Raw genomic sequence first — 26,058 nt, forward strand, 5'->3', positions numbered from 1 at the left:
TACGCGGCCTATCACGCTTGTAGCGGCTGGCACGATCAGATGCCAGTGCCCGGATCTGTAGTGAACGCAAACGGATCCCATCAGCGGTTGTGCAGCCAACTGAGACATCCTGCTCCCGGGGCGAACCCTGTAGCAGCGTCCAAATCTCGGATTCTTGGCGCCCAGCTTGACGCCCTACGAGTGCGTCGCAAGGTGGCTGACTATGAGCTCCAAGACAAAGTCGACCAAGCCGAAGCGCGCAGCGTTGCAGCCACGGCGGCATTGATTCTGGAGAAGACGTCAGCGTTCCCTTGAGTCACGCGGCTGGCTTTGCCCGACGCGCTTGGCGCCTGTCATAGACCTTCGCGATCATCTTCCCGTCCGTGTGCAGCGTGGCGTCCTGGGTGTCCGCGTGGCCGGCCTCCAGCTTGTCGCTCACGCCCTTCGGCCGGCAGTCCTGCAGGCTGAACTTCGTGAATGCGATCTTCCGCGCCTTCGCTTCCTTTTCGCACTCCCGCATGAGGTCGTCCAGCATGGCCTTCCAGCCACCCTTCGTGTAGCGCTGGCCGCGCATGTTGCCGAACACGAACATCGTGCCGGCGACGGCGAAGCGCTTCACGGCGAGGGCCTCGTCGATGGTGGCCTTTAGCTCAGGGCTCCACTCAATCAGCACCGCCGGTTTGGTCTTGCTCTTGCCGTCCTTCCACAGGATGCCGGTCTCCTTGATCGCGTCGCGCGTCAGGGCGCGCACCTCCACGGATCGGCGCACGCACAGCCAGGCGGTGCGAAGCGCCAGCGCGACGATGTGGCGCGCGCCGCCGCAGCGTCGCCCCACCTCCACCGCCAGGGCCAGCTCGCTGTCGGTGACGTAGCGCTTCACCTTCTCCAGGCGCAGCTTCTCCAGGCCGTCCAGCGGGTTCACATCAAGTGCGCCCTTGCGGATCGCGTGTTCTAGCATCACGCGCGCCAGCGACATCTCCTTGTTTCCCTTCTCGGGTCGGCCGGCGAGCAGGCAGGCCTCCAGATACTCGTATCCCATCGGCTTCGTGATCTCGTGCAGGTCGAAGTGGCCCCAAGCCTTCTTCAGGTTCTCGGCTTCGCGCTTGTTCTCGGCGATGGTGCTGTCGGCGCGCTTGCGGGCGTCGCTCGCCGGTAGGGCTTCTTGCCATTCGAACCAGGCCGTCACCAGGCCCTTGAAACCGCCCTGGGGTCGGTCTTCGATCACGCGGGCGGATTCCTCAATGGCCTTGCGCCGCAGCGTCTTGATCTGGGCGGTGTCCTCCACGGCGCAGTCGAAGCGGAACGCCCAGCGCCCGCTGGTCATCTTGTAGCCGATGCTGTACCGGCGCTTGCCGTAGCGCTCGTAGACGCGATAGGGCAGACCATCAGGGGTCGCGCGAGCGCGGATCATGCTGCCCGCTTCTGGCGAAACATGGTGAGGTTGGCCGCCTTGAGCTGGCCCGCTTGGGCGGCGGCCTCGCCGCGGGACACCGACTCGTAGTGAGAGCGTTCAAGCACCACCTGGCCGCGACGATTGATGTACGCCCGATGGAATCCTCGTCGATGCAGCACTTGAAGCTGCTTTGTCGCGATGGAATACCCGGTCAAGGCTTCAACATCCGCGTCCGACAATAGGATTTCAGATGCCGCGCTCACGGTTCTTCCTCGCGATTCGTTCGTTGTAGGCGACGGTCTTCGCGTTCGACTCTTCGAGCGCGGCCCAATTTATTCCTGACCTCGTCGGAGTTGGCGCGCCTTCAATCCAACGCTCAATGTGCGTCCACAGCACCAGTACCACGGGCCCACGGCGCTTGAACGGTACGCCCTCCTTCTTGAGCCAAGCTTCCTGACCAGAGGCGCGTGCGAAGCCAGTCAGCCGTCGAACGTCTTCGTCTGTCAGGAATCCCTCATTCGGCATCTTCATCGTCCCGTGGTGGCCGGCCTCGGCGAATGAAAGTCCAAACCTCGCTTTCGATCCATCGTGGTTGACGCCACGTGGTCCCGGGCGCGAAATCGGGAAACCCCGGAGTCTTGACGATGTTGCGCGCCTGAGCGCGACTCGTCTTGTAGATGGCGGCGATGTCGTCGAGTGTGAGAAGTGCGAGATCCATGGCCTTGCAGATGGTCGTTCGAAATCGCGCATCCTGCCACTTACCACAAGCACAGTGGAAGTCATGCTGCCACCGCCTTCTTGGCCCCGGTTGGCTTGGGCGCCAGCGGCGGGTCCTGCGGGTAGAAACGGCCGCCGCTATCGAGGTCGTTGCTGAATTGATCCAGACGCTGAGACACCTCCGCGAGTGCGGTGGCAAGGTCAGCACTGCAGTAGCTCTGATAGCCGGCGCTGGCAGCAAGCGCAGCGGCGGCCTGGACGAATGAATCGCCCTCGTGGGCTTCGTTCATGGCGTCCTCGCGGTTGCCTGCGCGCAGGTGCTCCATTGCGGGCTCGTACGCCTGCAGCGCGTGATCTATCACCCGCCAGCAGGTACTCCCGCCTTCGTCGAGCGCCTGCGCCGCGCGCAGGCTCGCCAGCAGACCGTTGAGGGTGCTGATCGCCAGTGCTTGGTCGCGCAGCGTGTTGTCCTCGGCTGTGGCGGCCGTTGCTGGAGTGGCCACACGCGCAGCGTTCGCGCTGGGCACCATCGATGAGGTCATCTCGTCCACGCGCTTCTTGGCCAAGCGCAAGAGGGTGCCGACGGCCTCCATCGCCGGGTCGTCGGCCTCGCCGAGGATCGCCTCGAACAACCCGAGGGCATACAGCAGGTCCACGCTTGAGGCTTCCAACGGCTCAATCGTTTCCCAGGTCGGCGAATCGCCGGCTTTCTCAGCCAATTCAATGGCGGCGAAGAGGCGTTCGTTCGACTGGCGGAGGAAGGCGCTCAAGGCCTGTCGCGCGGCGTGGCCGTCGTCCAGTTCGGCCAGGACGTACTCGGCTTGGCATGCGAGGCATCCCGGGTCGAGTTCCGGCATTTCGTTGGGGGACTCGGCGCTCATGCCAGCGCTCCCGCGGTGGCGCGCTTGGTGGCGCGCGGCTTCTTGGTGGCCTTAGGCGCGACAGCCAGCGACACGGGCTGCGCGGGCGTCACCGCCTTCACCAGGTCGGCATTGCGCTTCAGGCTCGATTCGTACTCGCCCAATGCGAAGTTGTTGTCGTCGGCAATGGCGTCCATCATGGACTCGCGCCAGGGCTTGCCCATGGCGTGGTCACGCAGCAAGCGGCTCATGGCGCAGAGGAAGCCAACGGCAGCGCCACGGCGGTCGTCGATGCCATCGACCATCGCCTTGATCACGTCCTCAACGACATAGCGAAACAGCTCATCTTCGTCTTCCGCCACCTCGCCACCGAAGTCTTTGAGCGGACCAGTCTCGATTGCAAACATGAGGCGGTAGACGGCATGCATGCCGGTAGTGAGCCCATCGCAATACTCCTGCCGCTGCACATCGAAGTGGTTGATCGGAGCAGTGTCGCTGGAGGCGGCCGTCGTGATGAACGGCAGGCCCGCACCCGGATAGCACTCTCGCGTTTTAGAATCCATCTTGATCACTCTCTGGTTGGTACTAGCGTGTTGATCTCGAAGCCTCAGCAGCTCTCACCCTGCTGGGGCTTCACCTTTTGTGAGCTAAGAAGTTGCGGGCGCAGGCGGCAACGCCTTAAGGGCGTCGGCGAGGATGCGGTTCACCAGCCACGTCATGGAACGCTCTTGGCGAGCGGCTTCCTGTTGCAACTTCAGATGAGTCTCGGCGTCGAGTCGCAACTGAATGGGCTTGGAACCTCCGGGTTTCGCGTTCATTGGTCTAAACTCCTAGCTTCTGTGCACTTTCTGTGCACACATCGAAGTCTATGCACGGTGCATAGACTTCGCAAGTGGTTTTTTGCGCAGGCGACAAATGGCGAGAACCGATCCGACGATCTACATGCGCATACCGGAGGGCCTCAAGGAGGCGCTCGATAGGGCTGCGGAGGAGAACAAGCGGTCCCTCACTGCGGAGGTTGTCGCTCGCCTGGAGCAAAGCTTTTCGTCCGTAGGGATCGGTGATGCGAGGGAAGACGCCACTACTACCGTGATCAACCGGCTGGCCGCTCTGGAGGAACAATTGGCGGCGCGCTCCCGGGACGAAGCCGAGCTTCGCTTGCGTCACATGCAGCAGAGCCTTGCCACTCAGGAGCTTGTTTTCCGCGACAGGGTGGAGCGTGGACATGCACATGTGCAACGTTTGGAGGCTGAGGCCGACCAAGCCGAGGATCGCGGTGATCTCGTTGCAGCGAAGCGCTTGCGTACCAAGGCGAGCGAAGACCGGAAGTCTGTGAGAGAGATTGAGGAAGAACTGCACACGATCCGGTTGGAGATTGCGAAAGCTCGCGAGGACATCAAGTCGATTGCCTCCAGCGAAACGCCCAAGCGACGGCGCGTCAAGATCAATTGGCCGGAAGAGTAGGGCGCTCATCCCAGCACCTCGACGATGCCCATGATCACGAAGCAGAGGACCATGGGCACCACCCACGGCAGATCGCGCTTGTCCAGCCAGCCGCCGAGGGTCGTACCGCGCGACGTGAGTTCGTAGCGCACTTGCTCCAGCTCCGCGCAGAGGCCGGACACGCGGTCGGCCCATTCCTTGGTGGCGTACAGATCGCGGGCACGCTTGAACGCCTTGGCTATGCCCTCGGCGCTCCTAATCTGCTGTTCCAGGCGCTTGCGCATGGCCTGCAGCTCCGCCGTGGTGGTGCTGGCCAGCGCGGTCATGCAGACACCACCCGATAGCGGATTGCGCCGTGCTGCAGGTCGAGCTTGTCGCGGCGGGCCCGCGCGCGACTCGCGCTCTTGTAGGGCTTGCCGACCGGCTTCTGAGTGCGGATGTCGATGATGCGGTACATCACGCCACCTCCGCGACCTGCAGGGTGCCGCCCTGGCCGTAGCCATCGCCGCCCAACTGAATCACCTTGCCGGCGGTCTTGGACTTCGCCACCGCCAGGCGGTCGCTGGCCTTGACCACAGTGCGCGTGATCCAGCTCTGCAAGTTCCAGTAGGCATCCCACCCGCTGGTGGTGATCGCCACATTGCACAGATTGCCGCTGCGGTACTCGGCGAGCGTGGGCTTGGCGATGCCGCGCTCTTCGAAGTTGCCCTGTAGGCGCCGGTAGACCGAGTCGATGGCGCGTTGCACCGCGGCGTCGCTGTTGCCGCGTTCGCAGAAGATGTAGTCAGCGCCGAAGCTGGTCACCACACCATCCACCAGGGCGCTCAGCGAGCCTTTGTAGTCCTGCATGCCGTCGAAGTAGGCGCCTTCAAAGACCTTGGCCACAGCTTCGACTTGGGCAGCGTTGGGGCCGTCGATCCAGCCCACCCGGATGGAAGCGCCGCCGCTGTAGGTGCTGGAGCGCACCGAGAATTTGATGCCGGGGAAGGCTTCCTTTAGAGCTTGCCGCACCAGCTTGGCGGTGTCGGCGCAGGAGAGGTATTGCATATCTGGCTCCGATGACGGCCTCATTCAGGCCACGGCGCTAGATTACCCCAGGGTAATTAACCGGGTCAATACCTACAGGTAAATATTTTCACTTGCGGTCGCTGAGCGGTCACTTCTTTACCTGAAAGGCCTGGGCCGTGCCGTTCAGGATCGCCCAGCAGTTCTGCATCAAGCCGGAAGCCTTCGTGATGTTCACGCCGGTGATCCCGTCTGCGCCACGGGCGTATGCGGCCACCTTCAGGTCGAGAAGGACCTCGGCATCGGTGGGCTCGCTGTGGAGCGTGTTGCGATGACAGCGAGACGCATCGATCTGGCCAAGCATCGTCGCCCCCTGAGGCGCCTGTCGCACCACCTGTACGGCCTGTGAAGCTTCACGCTGCTCCTTGAGGCTGGCGTAACTCATGTCGGTCCCGACACGCATGTTCGCCGAGTTGGTGGCGCAGCCAGAAACGGCGGCGAGGAGGGCGATGGCTGTGATAGTGGTGCGCATGGAGTCCTCCTCAGAATTGTTCGCTCTTCCAGACGGTAAGCACCTTGCCCAGTACCTCAAAGTCCATTGCCTTCATGTCGATGTCGAATGGATCGTAGTCGGGGTTCTTCGCCTTGGCGCGCAACTTGGTCCCTTCGGAGGTGGGAATGCGCTGGAGAACTCTTACATAGCCCTGCCTGCCAACTCGGAAGAAGTAGACCGCGTCTGTCACGACCTCACGCACTCCGCGGTCCACGAGTAGCGGATCACCTGGATTGAACATGGGGCGCATCGACGGACCGAAGCCGGTAACGATGCAGAGGTTTTGCACGGCGGTGTAGTTGCGCACGTTCAGGCGCAGCCAGTCCTGATCGACGTGCCAACTTTTGATCACCCCGGGTTGGTCGTCGAGCAGCAGACGGCCGCTGCCTATGCCTCCGCCTGCATCGAACTGGCGGATCTCGACGTCATCTGGCATGGCAGGCCTGAGGCTGGCGTCGGCTGCGTTCGCGATCACCAGCTCGAACGCGGTTGGCATGAGGTCGAGCGAACCCTCGACCCTCTTGGCTCCAGCCTCCAGCTTGCGCGCAGTGACCTCTCCGATGTTCTTGTAGCCGTCGTCGCCCGGCTCTTTCAGTGCGCGGCTGATGTAGCTGGGCGCGACACCGGAGCGGCGCGCAAGCTCCGCCTGCGTGATCTTGGTCAACAGGAGTCTGAGATTCGCGCGTCGGCGCTCGAAGATATCCATCGGTGTGAAATTACCAGAAGGTAAATTACCTGCAGGTGTTGACAAGAAGTTACCTGCGGGTAATGATCGGGGCGAAAGCGAGGCCCCATGGACTTCAAGACCTTCTACACCAGCAAACCCGTCAACGAGCGCGAATCCTTCGCCCAACAGGCCGGAACGACCCGGGGCCACTGCAACCAGATCGCCTTCGCCGGCCGCAAGGTCGATCTCGGCATGGCCGATGTGTTCGTGGCCCTCTCGGGTGGCGCGCTGACCATTGATGACATTCCGCTGACCGATCGAGCGAACGCCCAGCGCGCGATCCGCGAGGGAGCGCCCCACCAAATGGCTGCTTCTGTCGTCTGACTTCATCGCGAATCCCCGATGTTGCGAGCCGACCCACGCACCCCGCGTAACGAAGCGCTGCGACGCGCACCGCCCCCGGCGGGTATTCGCGTCTCGCGCATGGTGAAGAAGACGCGCAGTTCGTCGCCTACCCAGCGCAGTTCGAGGACGGTCACGCAACTGATCAGCTCTCGCGCAAAGCCTGCGGGCGCATTGGTGACGACGCGCATGTGCTGGCTGCTGTGGATGACCGGCGTGGCGGTCGCGGTGCTTTTGTCGGTGTTGGTTGTGTTCATGGCTATGCAGTTTCAGCCGAGCACTCCGCCAGCGCATCCCAAGCGTTCCCAACTGCAGCCGGTGGCATCGGTTTCGGCGCTCTCGATTGGGAACGAGGAGGAACGCCCCACATGAACGAGTACGAGTCGCTCAACCACGCGCTGATCGACGCCGTTAAGGCCCTCGGAGGGTCCAAGGTGGTCGCTGCCAGGCTCTGGCCGGAGAAGGACCCCTTGGCAGCGCAGCGCCACCTGCTGGCCTGCCTCAACGAAGACAAGCCCGAGCGCTTGAGCCCCGATCACTTGATGCTGCTGTTGCGCATGGCGCGCGACATCGGCCACCACAGCGCCTTTGCTCACATGTCCCACATGCTGAGCTACGCCGAGCCCCAGCCCGTCAACCCACGCGACGAACTCACCGAGCTGCTGCGCGAGTACCGCGAGTTCCGCCGCGGTGACAGCGCCATGGCCGAACGGATCGAGCGCGCCATCACCAGTCTCAACGTCAGCGGGAAGGTAGCGGCATGAGGCTCGTCGCACTCGCTCGCAAGCGCGTCACCTACGTAGGCCGGCTCCTGTACTGGAGCGTGCGCCATTGCTCCATCTCACGCGCCCGCTGGGTGCTTGACTACGAAGGAATCACATGGAACTGAGCCAGCACCCGCTTGCAGCGGCGTTCCCAACGCTGAGTGCGGAGCAGATCGAGGGAATGAAGGAGGGCGTCATCCCCATGACGCAGTCAGAAGTCGAAGCCATGACGGCCACGGCTTGGTTTCGATCGCTGACCGCGTCTCAGCGTGCCGCGTACGTCGTGACTTGGATGGACTGGCCGGAGCGCGGCAGCAATCAGTACGTCACCAAGATTTCCGCCAACTCGCCCCGCGCCGCCGCACTGGCGACACGGTCCGCAATCACCAAAGCACGAGCATGAAGAAGCTGAACATCAACGCCATCCGCATCGATGGCGGCACCCAGTCCCGCGTCGAGATCGACATGGAAGTGGTTGGCGACTATGCCGAGGCGGTCAAAGTCGGCATCGACTTCCCACCCATCGTCGTGTTCAACGATGGAGCAGACCAGTGGCTCGCTGACGGCTTCCACCGATACCACGCACACAAGCAGGCGGGCAAGGCCTCGATTGGCGCCGAGGTTCGTGAGGGTACGGTCCGCGACGCCATCCTCTATTCCTTGGGTGCGAACGGCGCTCATGGCTTGCGCCGCTCCAATGCCGACAAGCGCAAGTCCGTGCTGACCCTGCTGGCCGACCCTGAGTGGTCGCAGTGGAGCGACCGGAAGATCGCCGAGGCCTGCGGCGTCACTCACCCCTTTGTGGCCAGCCTTCGGAAACCGCCGGAAGTGGTAACGGTTACCACTCCGCGAGCCGAAAAAAGGTCGCCAGTTGCAGTTTCCGGCCCGTCGTCACCGAAGGGCAAGCCTCCCGAGCCAGGCAGCAAGAAGGACGCGCAGCTCCAAGCCCTCAAGGCGGTACAGGAGCGCGACAAGGCCCAGGAGCAAGCGGCCGAGGTGATTGACAAGCTGTCCGAGACTCAAGAGGCGGTGCGCATCCTCTCCGAAGAGAACGACCGTCTCAACGACCGGCTCGCGGTCGAGGCGATGGACGCGAGCGAGGAGGAGAAAACCGCCGCCGCTGACACGATCGCGCAGCTCCGCGAGCAGGTGCGCGTGCTGCAGATTGAGCTGGACGCCGTGAAAGCCTCGCGCGACACCTACATGCGCGAGTCCGCCCAGAAAGAGCAGCAGATCAAGCACTGGCGCAAGCAGGCCGAGAAGGCCGGGGCGGTCACTGCATGAGTCATTCCGTGCTGACACTCTTCGACTACCAAGAGGCGATCCTGGGCAAGCTGCGCGATGGGTTCATCGCCGGTCACCGCGTCCAGATGCTGGTCGCGCCCACGGGCGCGGGCAAGACCGAGATGGCGATGGAGTTGTTGGAGGCCACCGGCAACAAGGGCAACCGAGGGGCAATGGTGCTGGATCGAATCGTCCTGTGCAACCAGACCAGCGAACGCCTGGACAAGTACGGGATCGGGCACGGTGTGCTGCAGTCGGGGCACTGGCGCTTCAGGCCGCAGGAGTTGATCCAGGTGTGTAGCGCGCAGACGTTGGAGAAGCGCGGCAGCTTCCCCAACCTCAAGCTGCTGATCGTGGACGAGGCCCACCAGACGCGCAAGCAGACGATCGAGTTCATCCGGAACAACCCGCACGTGTGGGTTGTGGGCCTGTCCGCCACCCCCTTCACCAAGGGCCTGGGCAAGACTTACACCAACGTGGTGTCAGCGGTTACCACCGCCGAGCTGGTCGAGCGCAAGCGGCTCGTTCCGCTGCAGGTGTTCGTGGCCAAGGAGATCGACATGACCGGCGCCAAAAAAGTGGCCGGTGAATGGTCGAGCAGGGACGCCGAGGACAGGGGCATCGCCATCACCGGTGACATCGTGGCCGAGTGGGTGAAGAAGACGCACGAGGTGTTCGGCGGGCCGGTCAAGACGGTGGTGTTCGCATCGGGTGTGGCCCACGCCGCTGACCTCGCGCAGAAATTCGCCGAGGCTGGCTACAACTTCCTGTCGCTGTCGTACAAGGATGACGATCAGTTCAAAGATGACGCGATCAAGGAGTTCGCCAAGCCCGACACCGACATCGTGGGCCTGATCGCCACGGACATCCTCACCAAGGGCTTCGACGTACCGGACGTGATGATCGGAATCAGCGCCCGACCGTTCTCCAAGTCGCTGTCGTCCCACATCCAGCAGATGGGCCGCGTCATGCGCTGCGCGCCTGGCAAGGAGTTTGCCCTCTGGCTTGACCACTCGGGTAACTACGTGCGGTTCCAGAAGGATTGGGATGACGTGTTCTTCAACGGCATCACCAAGATCGACGAGGGCCGGGAGAAGCCCAAGAAGGAGCCGACCGAGCGAGAGAAGCAGGAGGCCAAGTGCCCGCGCTGCTCGCGCATCTGGCCGACCGGTGCCGAGACCTGCCCGTGCTGCGGGTTCGTGCGCCTCAAGCGAAACGAGGTGGTCACGGTGCCGGGCGAGTTGACTAAGCTCGAAGGCGGCAAGGCTGGCGCCAGCAAGGAGACGAAGCAGAAGTGGTACTCCATGCTGCTCTACATCCAGCGAGAGCGTGGCTACAAAGAGGCCTGGACCCCGTCCAAGTACCGGGAGAAGTTCGGCGTCTGGCCGCGCGATCTGCACTTTGAAGCCGCCATGCCGCCCTCGGCTGAGGTGAAGGGGTGGGTTAAGAGTCGGCAAATCGCCTGGGCGAAGGGCAGGCAGGCGGCATGAGCGATTTCATCGACTTCTGCCGTGGGCTCGGCATCGTGATCGACACGGTGCCGCCGGTGGGGCGCTGGAAGCGCTACCCAACTGTCACCCACCCGAAGAAGCGCAACGGCTCGGTGAAGTACATGGGCGACCATGGATTCGCTCAAGAGCATTCCACCATGACCGATGTAGCGGTGTGGCGCGATGGCACGGAGTCCAAGGTCAACCACGCCGAGATCGCGCGCGTGGCACGGCAGGCTCAGCAGGAAATCGCGGCAAAGCAGAAGAAGGCGGTCGAGCGAGCTGAGTGGATCCTGTCGCAGTGCGAGCTGGCGACGCACCCCTATCTGGTGTCGAAGGGCTTTCCAGACGAGCGAGCGAACGTGTGGCAGAGCAAGCGCGGGCTGATGCTGGTCATCCCCATGCGCGTCGGAAAGGACCTGGTCGGCTGCCAGTTGATCAGCGAGACCGGCGAAAAGCGGTTTCTGTCTGGCCAGCGCACCAGCGATGCGGCTTTCGTCTTCGACAGCCGCGGGCCGATCGTGCTGTGCGAGGGGTATGCCACGGCGCTGTCCATCCGAGCGGCACTCTCCGCTCTCAAGGCCCGATTCACCATCTTCGTGTGCTTCAGCGCGCACAACCTCGGGCGCCTGGCCAAGGAGCTGCCCCAGGGCCTGGTCGTCGCAGACAACGACGCATCGCTGACCGGCGAGCGTGTCGCCAAGGAAACCGGCTGGCCGTACTACATGCCCCCCTCTGTGGGGCAGGACTTCAACGACTTCCACCAGTGCACGAGCCTGTTCAAGGCCTCGCAGGCCCTGCGGAGCGCTCTCCTCAAGGCTGCGTGACATGGCATCACCCAAAAAGCCCCCAAAACACGACCACTGGATGCCGCTGTACATCGCGGACTATCTGGGCGACACGATGCACCTGACGACAGAGCAGCATGGCGCCTACCTGCTGCTGTTGATGGCGAGCTGGAAGGCCGATGGGAAGTTGCCCGGCGACCCTGCCGCGCTGGCAGCGATCACGCGCATGACTCCACAGGGCTGGGCCCGGATCCAACCGGTGATCGAGCCGTTCTTTTTTGCCAGCAACGACAGCTGGGTGCACAAGAGGGTACGCGCTGAGCTGGAAAAGGCGAGGGCAAAGGTAGAGAAGGCGTCGAAGGCCGGCGCCATTGCCGCACGCTCTCGCTGGGGACTCAACGGGGGGGACGAGTGATGCGATTCGCATACCAATCGCAATGCGATCGCAATGCGAATCGCATGCCAAACGCATTGCGGCGAGGTGTGCGATCGCAATGCGTGACGGAATACTTGGCGATGCACCCTCACCCTCACAGTATTCCTACCTTCGGTGGAATACGTTTTGGCCGGGTGGAAAGGGGGGGTCATGGCTGAAATCCTGACCCGCCAACAACTCGCCCATCTGAACGAGCCCACGCGACAGATCGTCTATGCGCTGGAGCGTGCGCGCGACGCCAACCAGGATCAGGCTGATCGCCTGATGAACGCGCTGGACTACAACGCGGAGTTCTTCGCCGAGGACGCCGAGAGTCTGCAGAAGGCGATCGACTGGATCCTGGCAGCGGGACGGGCTCACTCGCCGGTGCGCCGGGGTGAGCTGGCCCAAGGACTGCCGCCGCCTTCGCAGCACGTCCCAACATTGGCGCAGCGGTTGCTCAAGGCCGACGCGCGGCTTCTGGGAAAGCCTGACGGGCGCGTCTCTGTGGCGCTGGTTGAGTGCTCGCACCACGCCGCCACTTTCACGTGGCGATACCCAAAGTGACCAACCTAAGGGGTGATCGTGGTGAAACGCAAGCGACCAACCAGGTACGTCGGCGTCAACGACCGAGGCTATGCCGTGGGCCAGGACCACGCGCGTGCCAAGCTGAGCGATGAGGACGTCGAACTCATCCTGTGGCTCAGGGAGCAGGGCCTGAGCTTTGGCCAGATCGCCAAGAAGTTCGACGACGGCAAGGTGGCGGTGAGCAAGACCCACGTGCGTGACATCTGCACCGGACGGCGCCGTGGCCAAATCCCAACCGATTGGAAGCTGCGCGGGCTGCGCATGCTTGAAGAGCACATCGCGGCCTGACCGTGCGCTTGAGCGGGTATGGCGCTCCTACAGTTGGCGCCATGGCCACTACCAGCCACAAGACCACCACCAAGCCAGCCGGACGAGGCCCCGCCGCAAAGGAGAAGCGCGTCGGCAACCCCAAGCCCGTGGACTGGCGTCCGATCGTCCTGGAGGCGCTGAGCCGCGTGCCTGTGGTCCGCGAGGCCTGCCAGGCGGCCGGCATCACGCGCATGACCCTGTGGCGCGCACGCAAGGATGACCCGGACTTCAACAAGGCGGTCGAGGACGCCATGGAAGACGGCATCGACTGCGCCGAACAGGAGGCCTTCCGCCGCGCCGTGACCGGCTACGAGGAGCCCGTGGTGCACAAGGGTGAACTGGCCTGGCTGTACGAGCCGGTGCTGGACGAGAAGGGCGCCATCCAGCGTGACGAGAAGGGCGACGTCATCGTGCGCCCAGTGCGCGGGCCTGACGGCAAGCTGGTCCCGCTGACCATCCGCAAGCACAGCGACCAACTCCTGTCGCTGATCCTCAGGGGCCGGCGAAAGCAGGTGTACGCCGAGCGCATCGAGCAGACCGGTGCCGGCGGTGGGCCGATCGAGATCGACGCCACGAAGCGCGCGGCGCGGGTGGCTGCGCTCATGGCTGCCGCTGCCCAGCGCAAGGCTGCAGCGGGTGACCATGGCGAGTGATCGCAGCCGGCTGAACGCTGCGGACAGGTTCTACATCGGCCTGCTGGTCGTGGGCGGCTTGCTCGCGGTGCCGGCCTGCCTGGGCCTCGTCGTGTTCACCCTGGCAGGGGTGTTCGGGGCATTCGGGTGAATGCCGACCAGGTCCGCCACCTGCTGCCGCACCTCACCGAGGCGGAGCGGCGGGAGCTGGATGAGCTGATCGCGGCCGACCTGACGGAACGGCCATGGGCGCCGCTGGTTGGGCCGCAGACGATGGCCTTCCACGCGCAAGCGGACATCACCGGGTACGGTGGCGCTGCAGGCGGGGGGAAGACCGATCTGGCCGCCGGCCTGGTCACGACCGAGCATCGGCGATCCCTCGTGGTGCGACGCGAGAAGGCGCAGACCGAGGGTTTCGTCCAGCGGGTCACGGAGATCCTCGGCACCACCGACGGCTACAACTCGCAGAAGGGCGCGTGGAAACTGCCGGACGATCGCTTGCTGGAGCTGGCCGGCCTGGACAACCCTGGCGACGAACGCCGCTGGCAGGGCCGCCCGCACGACCTCAAGGTGTTCGACGAGGTGACCGAGATGCGCGAGCAGCAGGTCCGCTTCGTCATGGGCTGGAACCGGACCGACAGGGAAGGGCAGCGCACGCGCGTGCTGATGACCTTCAACCCGCCCACCACCGCCGACGGCCGATGGGTGATCGACTTCTTCGGCCCGTGGCTGGACAAGAAGCACATCCTGTACCCCACGGCGCCCGGTGCACTGCGCTACGCCGCCATGCTGCCCAACGGCAACGGGGGGTCTCGCGACACCTGGGTGGACAGCGATGGCCAGCCATTGACCGGCGCGCCTTTCGTGCTCATCGGTGGGCGCATCGTCTACGACTTCAACCCGGCCGAGCACACGCCCGAGGAGATCATCGAGCCCAAGTCGCGCACGTTCATCCCGGCGCGGGTGACGGATAACCCCTACTACATGAACAGCGGCTACATGGCCACGCTGCAGAGCCTGCCCGAGCCTCTGCGCTCGCAGATGCTGTTCGGCGACTTCGCGGCCGGCATTGAGGATGACCCGTGGCAGGTGATCCCCACGGCCTGGGTGGAGGCGGCCATGGCGCGGTGGAAGAAGCGCAGCCCCAAGGGCGAGCAGATGCTGCTGGGTGTTGACGTGGCGCGCGGGGGGAAGGACAACACCACGCTGGCCCCGCGCTACAAGCACCCGGAGTGCCCGATGTACTTCGACGAGCTGGAGATCCATCCCGGCAGCAGTACGCCCAACGGCGGCAAGGTGGCCGGCCTAGTCATGGCGATCCATCGCCACAAGGCGCCCATCGCGCTGGACGTGATCGGCGTTGGCGCCAGCCCCTACGACAAGCTGCAGGAGGCCGATCAACCCGTCTACGGCATCAACGTCGCCGAGAAGTCCCACAAGACCGACAAGTCCGGCCGGATGCGGTTCTTCAACCTGCGCAGTCAGATCTGGTGGGACATGCGAGAGGTGCTCGATCCCGAGAACGACACCGGCGCCGAGCTACCACCCGACCCGGAGTTGCTCAAGGAGCTGTGCGCGCCGAAGTGGACGCTGTCGGGCGTCACGATCAAGGTCGAGAGCCGCGACGACATCATCGACCGCATCGGACGCAGCCCTGACCGCGCCACGGCGGTGGTGCTGGCCAACATGGACATCCCCAAGCTGTCGAGCCTGCAGCGCTCCGACAGCGCGCGCGAGCAGGTGCTCGACTACGACCCCTACCGCATGTAGGCGTGCGCTTATCCCCTGGTTGGGCTCCTAGATTCGCGAGGTCGATCCCCCGCACCTCGTCAGGAGTCAGTCGCCGTGTGCATTGGCAGCAAGCCCAAGATCCCCGCGCCGCCCGCGCCTCCGCCGCCACCGCAGGAGGCCAAGGCGCCCGACATGAACTCAACGCGCCGCTCGCGCTCCGATGCCGGAGGCATTCCGGGCGGCACGCTGCTCACCGGTCCCACTGGCGTGGACAACCGTCTGCTGTCCACCGGCGGCGGTTCGCTGCTCGGGGGCTGAGCATGTGCACGCCAACCCAGCCAGGAGGCGACTGGGCTACCAAGCCGGTGAACGGCACCTGGACGCCCACAGAACGTTGGACGGATGAAGAGCGTCAAGCGCGTTTTCAGGAGGCCTACGCCGCCAACCAGAAGAAGTTGGACGAGGGTGGGACGCTGTTGACCGGCAGTTCCGCCGACAAATCACCCTTCGCCAACAATCCGTTCTCGGTGGCCGCGCGCAAAACCAACCGCGAGGCCTCGTTCCAGGCGATGCGCGCCGATGCCGACCAGGCAAAGCTCGCTGCCTGGGACCGTCAGGGTGCCAAGGCAGCGCAGGCCCCGGGCCGGCGCGCCTCGACCGGTGGCGCAGGCGGGCCCTCAACGCTGTTGACCGGCGGCACCGCCGCAGACGCCCTGTCCGTGAAGCGCACGCGCGCGGGCTTGCCCTCGCTCTTGGGGGCCTGATGAACGGCCTGACCCAGAAGCCCGTGGACTGGCGCAAACGCAAGCTCAAGCGCAAGGAAGCGCTGTGGCTGGAACGATCGTCGTGGGATCCCCATTGGCAGGACATCAGCCGCTACCAGCAGCCGCGCCTGGGTCGCTTCTTCGTCACGGACCGCAACCGTGGCACGCGCCGCGACCAGAACATCATCGACAACACGGCCATGCTGGCGCAGCGCACGCAGAGCGCCGGGATGATGTCGGGCATGACCAGCCCGGCGCGGCCGTGGTTCAAGATGGCCCTGGAGGACACGGACCTGATGGAGTCCAGCCGTGTGAAAGCCTGGCTGTACGGCGTCAACAAGCTGATGCGCACCATCTACGCCAAGAGCAACACCTACCTGGCGCTGCGCTCTTGCTACGACGAACTGGGCCTGTTCGGCACCTGGGCCAACTTCGTGATGGACGACTTCGAGAACGTCATCCACCACTACCCCATGACCATTGGCGAGTACGCCATCGCGACGAACTCCAAGGGCATCGTGGACACGCTGTGCCGTGAGTTCCAGATGACCGTGGGCCAGATGGTCGAGAAGTTCGGCAAGGAGAGTTGCAGCCACACCGTGCAGAACATGTACACGAGCGACAAGCTCGACGCCTGGGTCACGGTGCTGCATATGGTCGAGCCGCGCCGCGAGCGCGACGTGAAGATGCGCGACGCGAGGAACATGCCGTTCTCCTCGTGCTACTTCGAGCCGGCGGCCGACAACTGGGACAAGCTGCTTCGCGAATCCGGTTTCGAGCGCTTCCCCGCGCTGTGCCCGCGCTGGGACGTGACCGGCAATGACGTCTACGGCTACAGCCCCGGGATGATGGTGCTGGGTGACGTGCGCCAACTGCAGCAGCAGCAGCTCCGCAAGGGGCAGGCCATTGACTACCAGGTCAATCCGCCGCTGCAAATCCCCACGGCGCTGAAGTCGGCAGGCACTTCGTCGCGCTTGCCCGGTGGCTCGTTCTACGTGGATGCGACGGGCCCAGGGTCCGGCATCCGCTCGGCATTCGAGGTGAACCTGAACCTCTCCCACATGCTCGTGGACATCGAGGACGTGCGTGAGCGCATCCGTCAGGGCTACTTCGCCGACCTGTTCCTGATGCTGGCCAACGACACGCGCTCTGGCACCACGGCGACCGAGATCGCTGAGCGCCACGAAGAGAAGCTGCTGATGCTCGGCCCCGTGCTGGAGCGGCTGCATAACGAACTGCTGTCACCACTGATCGACATGACGTTCGATCGCATCGCGCGTGCGGGCTTGCTCACGGGCGCCCTGCAGCCGCCTCCAGAGCTGGAAGGCCTGGAGCTGAAGGTGGAGTTCGTCTCCGTCCTGGCGCAGGCTCAGCAGATGGTCGCCGCGGGCGGCATGGACCGGATGGTCTCCACCGTGGGCCAGCTCGCGCAGGCATACCCGCAGGTGCTGGACAAGCTCAACCCCGACGAGATCGTCAACGAGTACGCCGACATCTTCGGCGTCAACCCGGAGCTGGTGGTGCCCAACGAGGTGGCCGAGGAGCGCCGTGCTCAGCGCGCCCAGCAGCAGGCCGCGCAACAGGCGGCGGCGGCCATGCCGGCGATGGTCGATGCCGCCAAGTCGGCCAGCGACATCGATGTCGACAACATGCGCGACGTCATGGAAGGCCTGCAGGGCTACGGCACCTCGCCAGCGCTATGAGGCCGTGCGCTTATCTCGCATCGCGCTCCCCAGAATCCCCCGCAAGTTGAGCCTCTTGGACTTCTTCACCAACAGCGAGCAGCGCCAGGCCGCCGAAGAGCAGGCCCGCGAGTTGGCCGCCGAGGTGGCGGATCTCAGGTGGGTGATGTCGGACCAGCGTGGTCGACGGTTCGTGTGGCGACAGCTCGCAGTCGCTGGCATCTACCGGCCGTCCTACACGGGTGACGACCGAACGATCTTCAACGAAGGGCAGCGCAACGTTGGTCTGCACCTGCTGAGCGCCATCACCGAGCACTGTCCGGACGAGTACCTGCAAATGCTGAAGGAACACCAGCAATGAGCGACGAGAACACCGCAGCCCCAGCCGCCCCGGCCGCAGCACCTGCCGCCGCAGCAGCACCGGCTGCATCCCCCGCACCAGCACCCTCTGCAGCGCCAGCCCCAGCGCCCGCAGCCGGCGAATCGCAGAGCGCGAGCGCGCCGGCCGTGGACGGCCAAGGCAAGCAAGGCGAAGACGGCAAGCCCGCTGAACTGGCTTTCGAGTACCAGATGCCCGAGGGCGTGGAACTCGACAAGACGGCCGCGGACTCGCTGACTGCCCTCGCAAAGGAGTACGGCCTCAAGCCTGAGCAAGCGCAGAAGGTCGCCGAGATCGGCGCCCAGATGCTGCAGCGCCAGCAACAGGCTCACGCGCAGACGGTTGAGACCTGGGTTGAACAGGTGAAGGCCGATCCCGAGATCGGCGGCGCCAAGTTCGACGCCAGCGTCGCAGTCGCAAAGGAAGCGATGGCGAAGTTCGGCACGCCCGAGCTCAAGGATGTGCTCATGGCCACAGGCCTGGGCAGCCACCCCGCCGTCGTGAAGTTCTTCTACCAGGTCGGCAAGCTCGTCAGCGCGGACACCCACGTGTCTGGCAAGAGCGAGCCCGGAACGGAGAAGGACCCCGCAAAGATTCTGTTTCCGACCATGGCCTGAGGGCCTGAAAGGACCGCCAAATGGCAGCGCTCGAAAAGACCCATCCCACCCTCCTGGACCTCGCGAAGCGCCAGGACCCCGACGGCAAGATCGCCCAGATCGTGGAGATCATGAATGCCGAGAACGAGATTCTCACGGACATGACCTGGCAAGAGGGCAACCTCGAAACCGGTCACAAGACGACCGTGCGCACTGAGATCCCCGAGCCCACCTGGCGCAAGCTGTACGGTGGCGTGAAGCCCACGAAGAGCGGCACCGCGCAGGTGACCGACACGTGCGGCATGCTGGAGGCCTACGCCGAAACCGACAAGGCGCTGGCCGACCTCAACGGCAACACGGCCGCTTTCCGCCTCTCCGAGGAATCCGCGCACATCGAGGGTATCGCGCAGAAGCTCGCGCGCACCGTGTTCTACGGCAACGAGCTGAGCGAAGCCGCAGCCTTCACCGGCCTGGGCCCGCGCTTCAACTCGCTGTCGGCGCAGAACGCGGACAACATCATCGACGCCTTCTCTGGCTCCGGTGGTGACCTGACCTCGATCTGGCTGTGCGTGTGGGGCCCTCAGACCGGCTTCGGCATCGTGCCCAAGGGCTCGAAGGCCGGCCTGCAGATGACCGACAAGGGTCAGGTCACGATCGAAAACGTCGATGGCAACGGTGGCCGCATGGAGGGCTACCGCACCCACTACCGGCAGGACGCCGGCTTGTGCGTGCGCGACTGGCGCTACTTCGTGCGCGTCGCGAACATCGACATCTCCGAGCTGAGCACGCTCGCCAACACGAAGAACCTCATCACCTGGATGGTGATGGCTTCCGAGCGCATCCCGAGCTTCGGGAAGGGGCGCGCGTGCTGGTACGTGAACCGCACCATCCGCGAGAAGCTGCGCCTGGGCATCCTGGAGAAGATCGCCACCAACCTCACCTGGGAGACGGTCGAGGGCAAGCGCGTGATGACCTTCGACGATATCCCCGTGCGCCGCACCGACTCGCTTCTCAACACCGAGTCGCGCGTGGTCGCCTGACCGCAGCCCCCTGAACCGCAAGGAGCACCTCATGATTTCCGACAAGCGCACCACCTTCGCGGAGGGCGTTGCCCTCAACACCGGCGCCGCCGGCACGTACACCGTCGGCGACCAGATCGACATCGGCAACGTTCGCGACCTCGGTGGCGATCAGGCCCCGATGCTGGTCATCCAGGTCGGCGCCGCCGGCATCAACGCGGCAGGCGCCGGCACGGTCCAGTTCAAGCTGACCAGTGCCGACAACGCCGCACTGACCACCAACCCGGTGGACCACCTGATGACCGCAGCCATCGTCACCAGCACCACCAGCGGCAACGCCGGCGGGGCGCTGGCGCCGGGCAAGCGCCTGCTGGCCGTGCAGCTTCCTCTGGAAGGCGACACGCCCTACAAGCGCTACGTGGGCATCCGCCAGGTCACCGGCGCGCAGGCCATCACCGCGGGTTCGTTCGACGCCTTCCTGGTGCTCGACGCGAACTCGTGGAAGGCCTACGACGCGCCGTTCCAGGCCTGACCCGGGAGGCCGACATGCAAGTCATTGTCGTCAAGACCGCCTTCTTCGCCGGCAACCTGGTGTATCCGTCGCCCGAGCCCATCGAGGTTCCCGACGGCACCAAGGGCTCGTGGTTCGTGCGTGCTGGCTCGGAGGAGGCCGCGCAAGCCGCCAAGGGCGCGGGCAAGACCAAGCCGACCATGCCTCAGACCCTGAGCGAGATGACCAAGGGCGGGCAGAGCTTCAACGACGTCCACGGTGGCAAGCAAGCCGCCAAGGGCGCGGGCAAGACTGAGGCTGGCGACGGCACCGCCGCCTGAGCCCCGTGGCAACCCGGACACGAGAGACCGCCTTCCCATTCGAGACCAGTCTCGATGTGGCGGTCACCACCTGGGCCGGGTTGCTGGCAGGGGATGACGGCGAATCCGTGCGACTCGCCGTCTACTCCGACCGCTCGATTCAGGTCGAAGGCTTGTTCGGTGGGGCCAGCGTAAGCATCGGCGGCAGCAACGACGGCGTGACCTACCACCGCCTCACCGACACCAGTGGCGAGCCTCTCGTTTTCTCGTCTGGCGGTCTCAAGCAGATCGTCGAGCTGCCCGTCTTTCTCAAGCCGTGGCTCATCGGCGGGGACGGCACCACCAACATCACCGTGACACTGGCCGGGCGCCGGTCGATCTGAGGACATTCCCATGGACGCAAACGCCACCACCAAGGCCCCGCGCTTCATCTACGAGGTCGAGTGCGTCGGCGCCGATGGCCAGGTCAAATGGACCGAGCGCATCGAGAACCTGGTCACCACCGTCGGCAAGACGGACCTGATCGACAAGTATTTCAAGGGCTCCGCCTACACGGCGGCCTGGTATCTCGGCCTCAAGGGCACGGGCACGGCGGCGGTGGGCGACACCCTGGCGTCGCACGCTGGCTGGGCCGAGGTGAACCCGTACACGGGCAACCGCCCCGCGATCACCTTCGGCACCACGGCCGCCGGCAGCAACACCGCGACGGCGGTGAGTTTCAGTATCACGGTCGCCGGCCCTACCACCGTAGCCGGCGCGTTCGTGGCAAGCGTGAACACCGGCACGTCGGGCCTGCTGTACAGCGCCGGAGACTTCGCCGTCTCGCGCAGCGTGGTGGCTGGCGACACGCTCAACGTGACGCTGACCGTCAGCGCAAGCTGAGCCAGGGGGCGACCCCATGGCCACGCCCGTTGGCTTCGTCAACGTTGCGCTGAGCAACTCAGGCGACTCGGGCAACGTCGGGATCACCGTACCGTCAGGCGCCAAGGCTTGGGCGGTCTTCGGCACCTACTACGACGGTAACGCTTCACAGGCGGTGACCTCGTTCACGGGGTCCGGCTTCACCACCGACGGCCTGATTGCCGTGGGCTCGACCGACTACATGGGCGCCTACCTGGCCTGGGGTCGGGTAAACGCCACCGGCGCCCAAACCGTGCGCCTGCAGAAGCCCGGCTTCTATTCCGAGGGGCCGACGTGTCAGATCGCGTTCTTCGAAGTGGCGGACAGCGCCAACTGCTTCCGCCTCGAGCCGCCCAACGCACTCGGACCGCAATGCGTCGGCAACGCAACGGGCGCGCTCACCCGCTCGACCTCGACCCAGCCGGGCGACCTGGTTGTCGCGTGGACCGGATGCGATGGCGGCGGCACGCTGGGCGCGATCACCGACTGGACCCAGCAGGGCAGTGAGCAGGTCACCAACGCGGACAAGGGCCGCGTGTACACGCGCACCGCTCCCGCCGGCTCAAGCACGTCCATCACCGGCCCGGCGAACAGCTACCCCACCCTGGGCCTCATCGCGGTATACGACGCCGCAGGCGGCGGCACCACCTACAACGAGAGCGTCAGCGAGGCGGTCACCGTGGCCGATGCGCGCACAGCGGCAGCCGTCTTTGGCAGCGCGCGCGCCGAGAGCGTCACCTTGGCGGACGCACGGGGCAGCACAGCGGTGTTCGTGAGCGTGCGCGCTGAGCCTGTCGTGCTGGCCGATGGCCTCAGCGTGGCCCGTGTCATGGCGGCCTCGTACAGCGAGGGCATCAGCACGGGCGACGGATTCGGCGGGACGCAGCAGTTCGCCGCGGCACTGAGCCACGCCGTGACCCTCGCAGACCAGTACGCGAGCAGCGTGACCGGGGGCGGGACAACCTACAACGAGGTGCTCAGCGAAGCGCTCACGCTGGCCGACAGCCTGGTGGCCGCCCACGTCATGCAGGCTGCGCTCGCGGAGAACGCGGCGCTGGCTGACGCCCTCATCGGCCTGGGTGTGTTTGGGGCGGCGCTCGCGGAGCCTGTCACGCCCGACACCGCGCTCATGGCCGGGCGCGTCATGCCCGCGTCCATCAGCGAAGCGGTGGCAGTAGGCGACAGCCTGGCTGGCGGCGTGGTGATCTCGACCTCGCTCGCCGAGGCGATCGCAATGGCCGAAGCGCTGGGCGCCACGCAGGTGATGCTCAGCGCGGTCGGTGAGACCACCACGCTGACCGCGCAGTTCGACGCCACCGTCACCGTGCCTGGCGGCTACCCGGACCCGGCGGACGTTCGTGAGGGCGTCACCTATGGGCCTACAGGGGTTGAGTACACGGGCACCTTCAAGGGCGGCAAAGGAGTGGTCTGGATCCGGCGCCGGTAGTGCGCTTATCGGGGCACCCCGCTCCTACATTGAGCCGAAGGAGATCGCCATGGCATCAGCCGTCGACATCTGCAATACCGCGCTGGCCCACCTGGGCAACGACAACACAATTTCCGGCATCGACCCGCCCGACGGGAGCACCGAGGCTGGCTATTGCAAGCGGTTCTATCCGATCGCGCGCAAGGAGCTGATTGAGCGCTTCGCCTGGCCGTTTGCCCTGCAGCGCCAAGCAGTGGCTCAGGTAAGCAACCCGAGCGACGTCTGGGCGTTCGCCTACCAGGTGCCTTCCGACTGCCTGCGGCCGGTGCGGGTGCTGACGCCGCAGATCGCCAAATCGCTGATGTGGGATCTCGCCAACGGACGGATCTCCAGCGCTGACCTGTTCAACGAGTCGGACAGCGCAACTTTCGAGGTCGAGAGCGGCGTGCTGCTGACCAACGTCGAGGACGCGGTGCTGCTGTACCTGCGTGACGTCGTGGACACCACGCGCTACACGCCCACCTTCGTCTCGGCCCTGGGCTACCTGCTGGCCAGCTACCTCGCCGGCCCCATGGTTCGGGGAGCCGATGGCGCCAAGGCGGCGCAGAACTACCGCCAGCTTGCTATCGCCCAAGGCAGCGAGGCCGCGACCCTGGCCGCCCGCGGTTCACACGAGCGCGTTGACCACGTTCCCTCGCACCTGGGGGCGCGATGAGCACCAAGACGTTGTGGCGCTCCTTCGCGGGCGGCGAAATCACACCTGAGCTGTTCGGCCGGTTCGAGCTGACCAAGTTCCAGACCGGGCTGCGCAAGGCCCTCAACTTCATCACGCTGCCTCACGGGCCGGCAGTGCGCCGCCCGGGCACTCGCCACGTGCTGGAGGCGCGCGACAGCAGCAAGCCGGTGTGGTTGATCCCGTTCGCCTTCAGCGCCGAGCAGACCATGGTGCTGGAGTTCGGGCACCAGTACATCCGCTTCCACACCCAGGGGTCCACCCTCGTCGAGACGGGCCTGCCCATCACCGCGATCACGCAGGCCAACCCGGGCGTGCTCACCTACACCGGCGCGGATCCGTCGAACGGCGACTGGATGTTCCTGGCCTCGATCGGGGGCATGACCGACCTCAACGGCCGATGGGTGAAGGTGGCCGGTGTCAACGCCGGCGCCAACACCTTCCAGCTCACGGACCTGGCGGGCAACCCGATCAACACCTCGGCCATGCCGGCGTACACCAGCGGTGGTACGGCATCGCGGGCGTACACGCTGGCGACCCCCTACGACGGCGACCACCTGGGCGATCTGCACTTCGCGCAGAACAGCGACGTCCTGACGCTCACCCATCCGAGCTACCCGGCCAAACAGCTCGCGCGGCTGGGGGCGACGAACTGGACACTGACCAACGTGAGCTTCGCGCCAACGCTGGCCGCGCCCGGTGGCCTCGGCGTGGTGCCCACCATCGCGGTGAGCAGCAACCTATCTCCCCACGCCTACACCGTCACGGCCGTGTCCACAGATGGCGTCACCGAGTCCCTGATTCCCGGACAGGTGTCGACGAACAACAACCTCACTCTGGCTGGCAACTACAACACGGTGAGCTGGTCTGCGGTCGTGGGCGCGGGTCGCTACAACGTCTACAAGCGACGCGGCGGCGCCTGGGGGTTTCTGGGCCAGACCACGGGGCTATCGATCATCGATGACAACGTCTTGCCGGACACGGGCAAGACGCCTCCAGAGTCCCTCATCACGCTCAACACGGGGGCGAACGACTACCCCAGCGCAGTGACCTACCACGAGCAGCGCCGGTTCTTCGCCGGCACGAATCTGCGGCCACAGACCATCATCGCCACGCGCAACGGCACCGAGTCCAACCTCACCAGCAGCGTGCCCAGCCAAGCCGACGACGGACTGGAGTTTCGCGTCGCCGCGCTGCAGCAGAACCGCATCCGTCACCTGGTGCCGCTGTCCGATCTGATGGCGCTGACCGCTGGCGGGGAATGGCGGATCTTCGCCGACAACGAGCCGGCCATCACGCCCACCTCGTTGTCGGTGAAGCCCATGGGCTACTCGGGCGCGAGCAACGTGCAGCCCGTGGTGACGTCGGGCTCCATCCTGTATGTCCAGGCCCAGGGCTCTCGCGTGCGCGAGCTTGCCTATGGCGGGGAGGCGGCGAGTGGCAGCTACCGCTCGATCGACATGTCGATCATGGCGCCTCACCTGTTCAACGGGTACACCATCCACCAGCTCGCCTATTCCCGCGCCCCGGATCAGGTGTGTTGGTCGGTGCGCAGCGACGGGCGCCTGCTGGGCATGACCTACGTGCCCGAACAGCAGGTCTACGGCTGGCACCAGCATGAAACCGCCGGGAGCTTCAAGAGCGTGTGCACCGTCGCCGAAGGCATTGAAGACGCCACCTATGTTGTGGTGGAGCGGGAACTGGGCGGGCGCACCGCCAAGTACATCGAGCGCCTGGCCAACAGGGTTTTCAGCGACCTGAACGAGTCCTACTTCGTGGACTGCGGTGGCACCTACGAGGGGGCGCCCACCACCACGGTGCGCGGCCTGTGGCACCTGGAAGGGCAGGAAGTGCGCATCCTGGCCGATGGTGCCGTGGAGCCCAATCAGACCGTGGAAGGGGGGCGCATCACCCTGGAGAAGGCGGCATCGGTGGTGCATGCTGGCCTTCCGTACACCTCCGACCTGGAGACGCTGCCAATCGCCTTCGAAGGCATGCAGGCAGCCGGCCAGGGGATGCTGCGCAACGTACAGGCCGTGAGCCTGCGCGTGACCCAGACGTCGCTGTTCAAGGTGGGCGTGTCGTTCGACAAGCTGGTGCCCAACCGGTCCCGCTCTGTGTCCGATCCCTTCGATTCGCCGCCTTCGCTCAAGACGGCCGAGGTGCGCGTTCAAGTTCCGGGCAACTGGGGAACCGACGGCAGCGTGTGCGTGCGCCAGGACGAGCCGCTGCCCTGCAGCATCCTCGCGATGACGCTGGAGGTAGCCACCGGTGGTTGAAACCGTCCAGCCCACCTCGGCGCACGTGGACGAGCTGGCCGACAACCTGCGCGCGGCCGACCGCGTGGAGTTGAGGTGCAGTGGCCACACGGACCATCGCAAGGCCATCGCCGACAGCCTGGCTTGCTCGACACACATGGCCACTGTTCTCATCGACGGGCGCGTGGCGGCGATCTTGGGGTTGGCGCCGCTGTCCTTGGTGTGCGGCGTGGCGGCACCCTGGCTGCTGGGCACGGACCTGGTGACGCGGCATCGACGTGCGCTTATGCGGTTGGCCCCCTCCTACATTGGCGCCATGCTGCGCGCCTACCCCCACCTAGTGAACATGGTGCATGCCGACAACGAGTTCGCGGTGCGCTGGCTGCGCCGAGCCGGATTTACCTTCCACCCCGCGCAGCCGCACCCCGCCACAGGCGCGCCGTTCCACCGATTCGAGATGCAGGCCTGACC

Annotated in this window: 39 protein-coding genes; 27 read left to right on the forward strand and 12 right to left on the reverse strand. The window is 65.2% G+C overall.

Annotated features, from left to right (window positions below; all coding sequences use genetic code 11):
* Positions 1-295: 295 nt before the first annotated feature.
* The 6 genes from SOM08_RS06025 to SOM08_RS06050 form a co-directional block, all read right to left on the reverse strand.
* On the reverse strand, positions 296-1,390 hold the full coding sequence (locus SOM08_RS06025; RefSeq protein ID WP_322470257.1) for a hypothetical protein: 1,095 nt from the start codon (positions 1,388-1,390) through the stop codon (positions 296-298).
* A complete protein-coding gene (locus SOM08_RS06030; RefSeq protein WP_322470258.1) occupies positions 1,387-1,635 on the reverse strand; it encodes a DUF4224 domain-containing protein in 249 nt (82 codons plus the stop codon). Before SOM08_RS06030 ends, SOM08_RS06025 begins: the two co-directional genes overlap by 4 nt.
* Entirely contained in the window at positions 1,619-1,903 is a 285-nt protein-coding gene (locus SOM08_RS06035) for a DUF4224 domain-containing protein (protein ID WP_322470259.1), read from the reverse strand. Before SOM08_RS06035 ends, SOM08_RS06030 begins: the two co-directional genes overlap by 17 nt.
* Positions 1,904-2,151: 248 nt before the next feature.
* A complete protein-coding gene (locus SOM08_RS06040; RefSeq protein WP_322470260.1) occupies positions 2,152-2,970 on the reverse strand; it encodes a hypothetical protein in 819 nt (272 codons plus the stop codon).
* Positions 2,967-3,521, reverse strand: a complete 555-nt coding sequence (locus tag SOM08_RS06045; RefSeq protein ID WP_322470261.1) for a hypothetical protein — start codon at positions 3,519-3,521, stop codon at positions 2,967-2,969. Before SOM08_RS06045 ends, SOM08_RS06040 begins: the two co-directional genes overlap by 4 nt.
* 75 nt (positions 3,522-3,596) lie before the next feature.
* Positions 3,597-3,767: a hypothetical protein gene (locus tag SOM08_RS06050; RefSeq protein ID WP_322470262.1), complete on the reverse strand. Its 171-nt coding sequence runs from the start codon at positions 3,765-3,767 to the stop codon at positions 3,597-3,599.
* A gap of 97 nt (positions 3,768-3,864) precedes the next feature.
* Here SOM08_RS06050 and SOM08_RS06055 point away from each other — a divergent pair, with 97 nt between their 5' ends.
* Complete coding sequence (locus SOM08_RS06055) at positions 3,865-4,413, forward strand: Arc family DNA-binding protein (RefSeq protein WP_322470263.1); 549 nt, start codon at positions 3,865-3,867, stop codon at positions 4,411-4,413.
* A 5-nt stretch (positions 4,414-4,418) separates the two neighbouring features.
* Here the strand turns inward: SOM08_RS06055 and SOM08_RS06060 are convergent, their stop codons facing one another.
* The 5 genes from SOM08_RS06060 to SOM08_RS06080 form a co-directional block, all read right to left on the reverse strand.
* Complete coding sequence (locus SOM08_RS06060; RefSeq protein ID WP_322470264.1) at positions 4,419-4,718, reverse strand: hypothetical protein; 300 nt, start codon at positions 4,716-4,718, stop codon at positions 4,419-4,421.
* Positions 4,715-4,849, reverse strand: coding sequence for a hypothetical protein (locus SOM08_RS06065; protein WP_322470265.1), 135 nt, complete (start codon positions 4,847-4,849; stop codon positions 4,715-4,717). Before SOM08_RS06065 ends, SOM08_RS06060 begins: the two co-directional genes overlap by 4 nt.
* Positions 4,849-5,439, reverse strand: a complete 591-nt coding sequence (locus SOM08_RS06070) for an LPD29 domain-containing protein (protein WP_322470266.1) — start codon at positions 5,437-5,439, stop codon at positions 4,849-4,851. Before SOM08_RS06070 ends, SOM08_RS06065 begins: the two co-directional genes overlap by 1 nt.
* 109 nt (positions 5,440-5,548) lie before the next feature.
* Positions 5,549-5,929, reverse strand: a complete 381-nt coding sequence (locus tag SOM08_RS06075; protein ID WP_322470267.1) for a hypothetical protein — start codon at positions 5,927-5,929, stop codon at positions 5,549-5,551.
* Positions 5,930-5,939: 10 nt separating this feature from the next.
* Positions 5,940-6,656 (reverse strand): LexA family transcriptional regulator, encoded by a 717-nt coding sequence (locus tag SOM08_RS06080; protein ID WP_322470268.1) that lies wholly within the window; start codon positions 6,654-6,656, stop codon positions 5,940-5,942.
* Between the two features lie 87 nt (positions 6,657-6,743).
* Here SOM08_RS06080 and SOM08_RS06085 point away from each other — a divergent pair, with 87 nt between their 5' ends.
* Positions 6,744-7,001, forward strand: coding sequence for a hypothetical protein (locus tag SOM08_RS06085; RefSeq protein ID WP_322470269.1), 258 nt, complete (start codon positions 6,744-6,746; stop codon positions 6,999-7,001).
* A gap of 2 nt (positions 7,002-7,003) precedes the next feature.
* Here SOM08_RS06085 and SOM08_RS06090 read toward each other — a convergent pair whose 3' ends face one another.
* Positions 7,004-7,276, reverse strand: coding sequence for a hypothetical protein (locus SOM08_RS06090; RefSeq protein ID WP_322470270.1), 273 nt, complete (start codon positions 7,274-7,276; stop codon positions 7,004-7,006).
* Positions 7,277-7,387: 111 nt separating this feature from the next.
* Between SOM08_RS06090 and SOM08_RS06095 the strand changes: the two genes are divergently transcribed.
* The 25 genes from SOM08_RS06095 (at position 7,388) to SOM08_RS06215 (ending at position 26,056) form a co-directional block, all read left to right on the forward strand.
* On the forward strand, positions 7,388-7,783 hold the full coding sequence (locus SOM08_RS06095) for a hypothetical protein (protein WP_322470271.1): 396 nt from the start codon (positions 7,388-7,390) through the stop codon (positions 7,781-7,783).
* Positions 7,784-7,898: 115 nt separating this feature from the next.
* On the forward strand, positions 7,899-8,186 hold the full coding sequence (locus tag SOM08_RS06100; protein ID WP_322470272.1) for a hypothetical protein: 288 nt from the start codon (positions 7,899-7,901) through the stop codon (positions 8,184-8,186).
* A complete protein-coding gene (locus SOM08_RS06105; protein ID WP_322470273.1) occupies positions 8,183-9,067 on the forward strand; it encodes a hypothetical protein in 885 nt (294 codons plus the stop codon). Before SOM08_RS06100 ends, SOM08_RS06105 begins: the two co-directional genes overlap by 4 nt.
* A gap of 8 nt (positions 9,068-9,075) precedes the next feature.
* A complete protein-coding gene (locus SOM08_RS06110; RefSeq protein WP_322470274.1) occupies positions 9,076-10,557 on the forward strand; it encodes a DEAD/DEAH box helicase in 1,482 nt (493 codons plus the stop codon).
* Complete coding sequence (locus SOM08_RS06115; protein WP_322470275.1) at positions 10,554-11,384, forward strand: hypothetical protein; 831 nt, start codon at positions 10,554-10,556, stop codon at positions 11,382-11,384. Before SOM08_RS06110 ends, SOM08_RS06115 begins: the two co-directional genes overlap by 4 nt.
* 1 nt (position 11,385) lies before the next feature.
* Positions 11,386-11,760: a YdaU family protein gene (locus SOM08_RS06120; protein ID WP_322470276.1), complete on the forward strand. Its 375-nt coding sequence runs from the start codon at positions 11,386-11,388 to the stop codon at positions 11,758-11,760.
* Between the two features lie 171 nt (positions 11,761-11,931).
* Entirely contained in the window at positions 11,932-12,327 is a 396-nt protein-coding gene (locus tag SOM08_RS06125; RefSeq protein WP_322470277.1) for a hypothetical protein, read from the forward strand.
* Positions 12,328-12,345: 18 nt separating this feature from the next.
* Positions 12,346-12,636, forward strand: a complete 291-nt coding sequence (locus tag SOM08_RS06130) for a hypothetical protein (RefSeq protein ID WP_322470278.1) — start codon at positions 12,346-12,348, stop codon at positions 12,634-12,636.
* A 41-nt stretch (positions 12,637-12,677) separates the two neighbouring features.
* A complete protein-coding gene (locus SOM08_RS06135; protein ID WP_322470279.1) occupies positions 12,678-13,310 on the forward strand; it encodes a hypothetical protein in 633 nt (210 codons plus the stop codon).
* Complete coding sequence (locus SOM08_RS06140; protein WP_322470280.1) at positions 13,300-13,440, forward strand: hypothetical protein; 141 nt, start codon at positions 13,300-13,302, stop codon at positions 13,438-13,440. Before SOM08_RS06135 ends, SOM08_RS06140 begins: the two co-directional genes overlap by 11 nt.
* Positions 13,437-15,059, forward strand: a complete 1,623-nt coding sequence (locus tag SOM08_RS06145; RefSeq protein WP_322470281.1) for a terminase — start codon at positions 13,437-13,439, stop codon at positions 15,057-15,059. The genes SOM08_RS06140 and SOM08_RS06145 overlap by 4 nt, the downstream gene beginning before the upstream one ends.
* 153 nt (positions 15,060-15,212) lie before the next feature.
* Complete coding sequence (locus SOM08_RS06150; protein ID WP_322470282.1) at positions 15,213-15,338, forward strand: hypothetical protein; 126 nt, start codon at positions 15,213-15,215, stop codon at positions 15,336-15,338.
* A 2-nt stretch (positions 15,339-15,340) separates the two neighbouring features.
* Positions 15,341-15,784, forward strand: a complete 444-nt coding sequence (locus tag SOM08_RS06155) for a hypothetical protein (RefSeq protein ID WP_322470283.1) — start codon at positions 15,341-15,343, stop codon at positions 15,782-15,784.
* Positions 15,784-17,487 carry a portal protein gene (locus SOM08_RS06160; protein WP_322470284.1) on the forward strand — a complete coding sequence of 568 codons (1,704 nt, stop codon included), beginning with the start codon at positions 15,784-15,786 and terminating at the stop codon, positions 17,485-17,487. The genes SOM08_RS06155 and SOM08_RS06160 overlap by 1 nt, the downstream gene beginning before the upstream one ends.
* Before the next feature lie 55 nt (positions 17,488-17,542).
* A complete protein-coding gene (locus SOM08_RS06165) occupies positions 17,543-17,827 on the forward strand; it encodes an endopeptidase (RefSeq protein WP_322470285.1) in 285 nt (94 codons plus the stop codon).
* The gene (locus tag SOM08_RS06170) at positions 17,824-18,462 is read left to right on the forward strand and encodes a hypothetical protein (RefSeq protein WP_322470286.1); all 639 of its coding nucleotides are present in this window, start codon (positions 17,824-17,826) and stop codon (positions 18,460-18,462) included. The genes SOM08_RS06165 and SOM08_RS06170 overlap by 4 nt, the downstream gene beginning before the upstream one ends.
* Positions 18,463-18,482: 20 nt before the next feature.
* Complete coding sequence (locus tag SOM08_RS06175) at positions 18,483-19,481, forward strand: major capsid protein (RefSeq protein ID WP_322470287.1); 999 nt, start codon at positions 18,483-18,485, stop codon at positions 19,479-19,481.
* Positions 19,482-19,512: 31 nt separating this feature from the next.
* Entirely contained in the window at positions 19,513-19,992 is a 480-nt protein-coding gene (locus SOM08_RS06180) for a Bbp16 family capsid cement protein (RefSeq protein ID WP_322470288.1), read from the forward strand.
* Positions 19,993-20,006: 14 nt separating this feature from the next.
* On the forward strand, positions 20,007-20,291 hold the full coding sequence (locus SOM08_RS06185) for a hypothetical protein (RefSeq protein ID WP_322470289.1): 285 nt from the start codon (positions 20,007-20,009) through the stop codon (positions 20,289-20,291).
* 56 nt (positions 20,292-20,347) lie between these two features.
* Positions 20,348-20,653 (forward strand): hypothetical protein, encoded by a 306-nt coding sequence (locus tag SOM08_RS06190; RefSeq protein ID WP_322470290.1) that lies wholly within the window; start codon positions 20,348-20,350, stop codon positions 20,651-20,653.
* Positions 20,654-20,663: 10 nt separating this feature from the next.
* Positions 20,664-21,152 carry a hypothetical protein gene (locus SOM08_RS06195; RefSeq protein ID WP_322470291.1) on the forward strand — a complete coding sequence of 163 codons (489 nt, stop codon included), beginning with the start codon at positions 20,664-20,666 and terminating at the stop codon, positions 21,150-21,152.
* A gap of 16 nt (positions 21,153-21,168) precedes the next feature.
* Positions 21,169-22,617, forward strand: coding sequence for a hypothetical protein (locus SOM08_RS06200; RefSeq protein WP_322470292.1), 1,449 nt, complete (start codon positions 21,169-21,171; stop codon positions 22,615-22,617).
* Between the two features lie 49 nt (positions 22,618-22,666).
* Positions 22,667-23,311, forward strand: coding sequence for a hypothetical protein (locus tag SOM08_RS06205; RefSeq protein ID WP_322470293.1), 645 nt, complete (start codon positions 22,667-22,669; stop codon positions 23,309-23,311).
* Positions 23,308-25,608, forward strand: a complete 2,301-nt coding sequence (locus SOM08_RS06210) for a hypothetical protein (RefSeq protein WP_322470294.1) — start codon at positions 23,308-23,310, stop codon at positions 25,606-25,608. Before SOM08_RS06205 ends, SOM08_RS06210 begins: the two co-directional genes overlap by 4 nt.
* Positions 25,601-26,056 (forward strand): hypothetical protein, encoded by a 456-nt coding sequence (locus SOM08_RS06215; RefSeq protein WP_322470295.1) that lies wholly within the window; start codon positions 25,601-25,603, stop codon positions 26,054-26,056. The genes SOM08_RS06210 and SOM08_RS06215 overlap by 8 nt, the downstream gene beginning before the upstream one ends.
* Positions 26,057-26,058 lie beyond the last annotated feature (2 nt).

It is taken from the genome of Hydrogenophaga sp. SNF1 (assembly GCF_034421675.1).
Lineage (GTDB): Bacteria > Pseudomonadota > Gammaproteobacteria > Burkholderiales > Burkholderiaceae_C > Hydrogenophaga > Hydrogenophaga borbori.

Bases quoted from the DNA above. Each gene is read 5' to 3' on its own strand.
- SOM08_RS06175 (WP_322470287.1), top strand. From the start codon at position 18,483: ATGGCAGCGCTCGAAAAGACCCATCCCACCCTCCTGGACCTCGCGAAG.
- SOM08_RS06075 (WP_322470267.1), bottom strand. From the start codon at position 5,929: ATGCGCACCACTATCACAGCCATCGCCCTCCTCGCCGCCGTTTCTGGC.
- SOM08_RS06120 (WP_322470276.1), top strand. From the start codon at position 11,386: ATGGCATCACCCAAAAAGCCCCCAAAACACGACCACTGGATGCCGCTG.
- SOM08_RS06035 (WP_322470259.1), bottom strand. From the start codon at position 1,903: ATGAAGATGCCGAATGAGGGATTCCTGACAGACGAAGACGTTCGACGG.
- SOM08_RS06090 (WP_322470270.1), bottom strand. From the start codon at position 7,276: ATGAACACAACCAACACCGACAAAAGCACCGCGACCGCCACGCCGGTC.
- SOM08_RS06060 (WP_322470264.1), bottom strand. From the start codon at position 4,718: ATGACCGCGCTGGCCAGCACCACCACGGCGGAGCTGCAGGCCATGCGC.
- SOM08_RS06140 (WP_322470280.1), top strand. From the start codon at position 13,300: ATGGCGAGTGATCGCAGCCGGCTGAACGCTGCGGACAGGTTCTACATC.
- SOM08_RS06135 (WP_322470279.1), top strand. From the start codon at position 12,678: ATGGCCACTACCAGCCACAAGACCACCACCAAGCCAGCCGGACGAGGC.
- SOM08_RS06170 (WP_322470286.1), top strand. From the start codon at position 17,824: ATGAGCGACGAGAACACCGCAGCCCCAGCCGCCCCGGCCGCAGCACCT.
- SOM08_RS06210 (WP_322470294.1), top strand. From the start codon at position 23,308: ATGAGCACCAAGACGTTGTGGCGCTCCTTCGCGGGCGGCGAAATCACA.
- SOM08_RS06160 (WP_322470284.1), top strand. From the start codon at position 15,784: ATGAACGGCCTGACCCAGAAGCCCGTGGACTGGCGCAAACGCAAGCTC.
- SOM08_RS06155 (WP_322470283.1), top strand. From the start codon at position 15,341: ATGTGCACGCCAACCCAGCCAGGAGGCGACTGGGCTACCAAGCCGGTG.
- SOM08_RS06100 (WP_322470272.1), top strand. From the start codon at position 7,899: ATGGAACTGAGCCAGCACCCGCTTGCAGCGGCGTTCCCAACGCTGAGT.
- SOM08_RS06125 (WP_322470277.1), top strand. From the start codon at position 11,932: ATGGCTGAAATCCTGACCCGCCAACAACTCGCCCATCTGAACGAGCCC.
- SOM08_RS06025 (WP_322470257.1), bottom strand. From the start codon at position 1,390: ATGATCCGCGCTCGCGCGACCCCTGATGGTCTGCCCTATCGCGTCTAC.
- SOM08_RS06105 (WP_322470273.1), top strand. From the start codon at position 8,183: ATGAAGAAGCTGAACATCAACGCCATCCGCATCGATGGCGGCACCCAG.
- SOM08_RS06150 (WP_322470282.1), top strand. From the start codon at position 15,213: ATGAACTCAACGCGCCGCTCGCGCTCCGATGCCGGAGGCATTCCGGGC.
- SOM08_RS06095 (WP_322470271.1), top strand. From the start codon at position 7,388: ATGAACGAGTACGAGTCGCTCAACCACGCGCTGATCGACGCCGTTAAG.
- SOM08_RS06180 (WP_322470288.1), top strand. From the start codon at position 19,513: ATGATTTCCGACAAGCGCACCACCTTCGCGGAGGGCGTTGCCCTCAAC.
- SOM08_RS06115 (WP_322470275.1), top strand. From the start codon at position 10,554: ATGAGCGATTTCATCGACTTCTGCCGTGGGCTCGGCATCGTGATCGAC.
- SOM08_RS06195 (WP_322470291.1), top strand. From the start codon at position 20,664: ATGGACGCAAACGCCACCACCAAGGCCCCGCGCTTCATCTACGAGGTC.
- SOM08_RS06085 (WP_322470269.1), top strand. From the start codon at position 6,744: ATGGACTTCAAGACCTTCTACACCAGCAAACCCGTCAACGAGCGCGAA.
- SOM08_RS06065 (WP_322470265.1), bottom strand. From the start codon at position 4,849: ATGTACCGCATCATCGACATCCGCACTCAGAAGCCGGTCGGCAAGCCC.
- SOM08_RS06185 (WP_322470289.1), top strand. From the start codon at position 20,007: ATGCAAGTCATTGTCGTCAAGACCGCCTTCTTCGCCGGCAACCTGGTG.
- SOM08_RS06200 (WP_322470292.1), top strand. From the start codon at position 21,169: ATGGCCACGCCCGTTGGCTTCGTCAACGTTGCGCTGAGCAACTCAGGC.
- SOM08_RS06205 (WP_322470293.1), top strand. From the start codon at position 22,667: ATGGCATCAGCCGTCGACATCTGCAATACCGCGCTGGCCCACCTGGGC.
- SOM08_RS06080 (WP_322470268.1), bottom strand. From the start codon at position 6,656: ATGGATATCTTCGAGCGCCGACGCGCGAATCTCAGACTCCTGTTGACC.
- SOM08_RS06040 (WP_322470260.1), bottom strand. From the start codon at position 2,970: ATGAGCGCCGAGTCCCCCAACGAAATGCCGGAACTCGACCCGGGATGC.
- SOM08_RS06055 (WP_322470263.1), top strand. From the start codon at position 3,865: ATGGCGAGAACCGATCCGACGATCTACATGCGCATACCGGAGGGCCTC.
- SOM08_RS06070 (WP_322470266.1), bottom strand. From the start codon at position 5,439: ATGCAATACCTCTCCTGCGCCGACACCGCCAAGCTGGTGCGGCAAGCT.
- SOM08_RS06050 (WP_322470262.1), bottom strand. From the start codon at position 3,767: ATGAACGCGAAACCCGGAGGTTCCAAGCCCATTCAGTTGCGACTCGAC.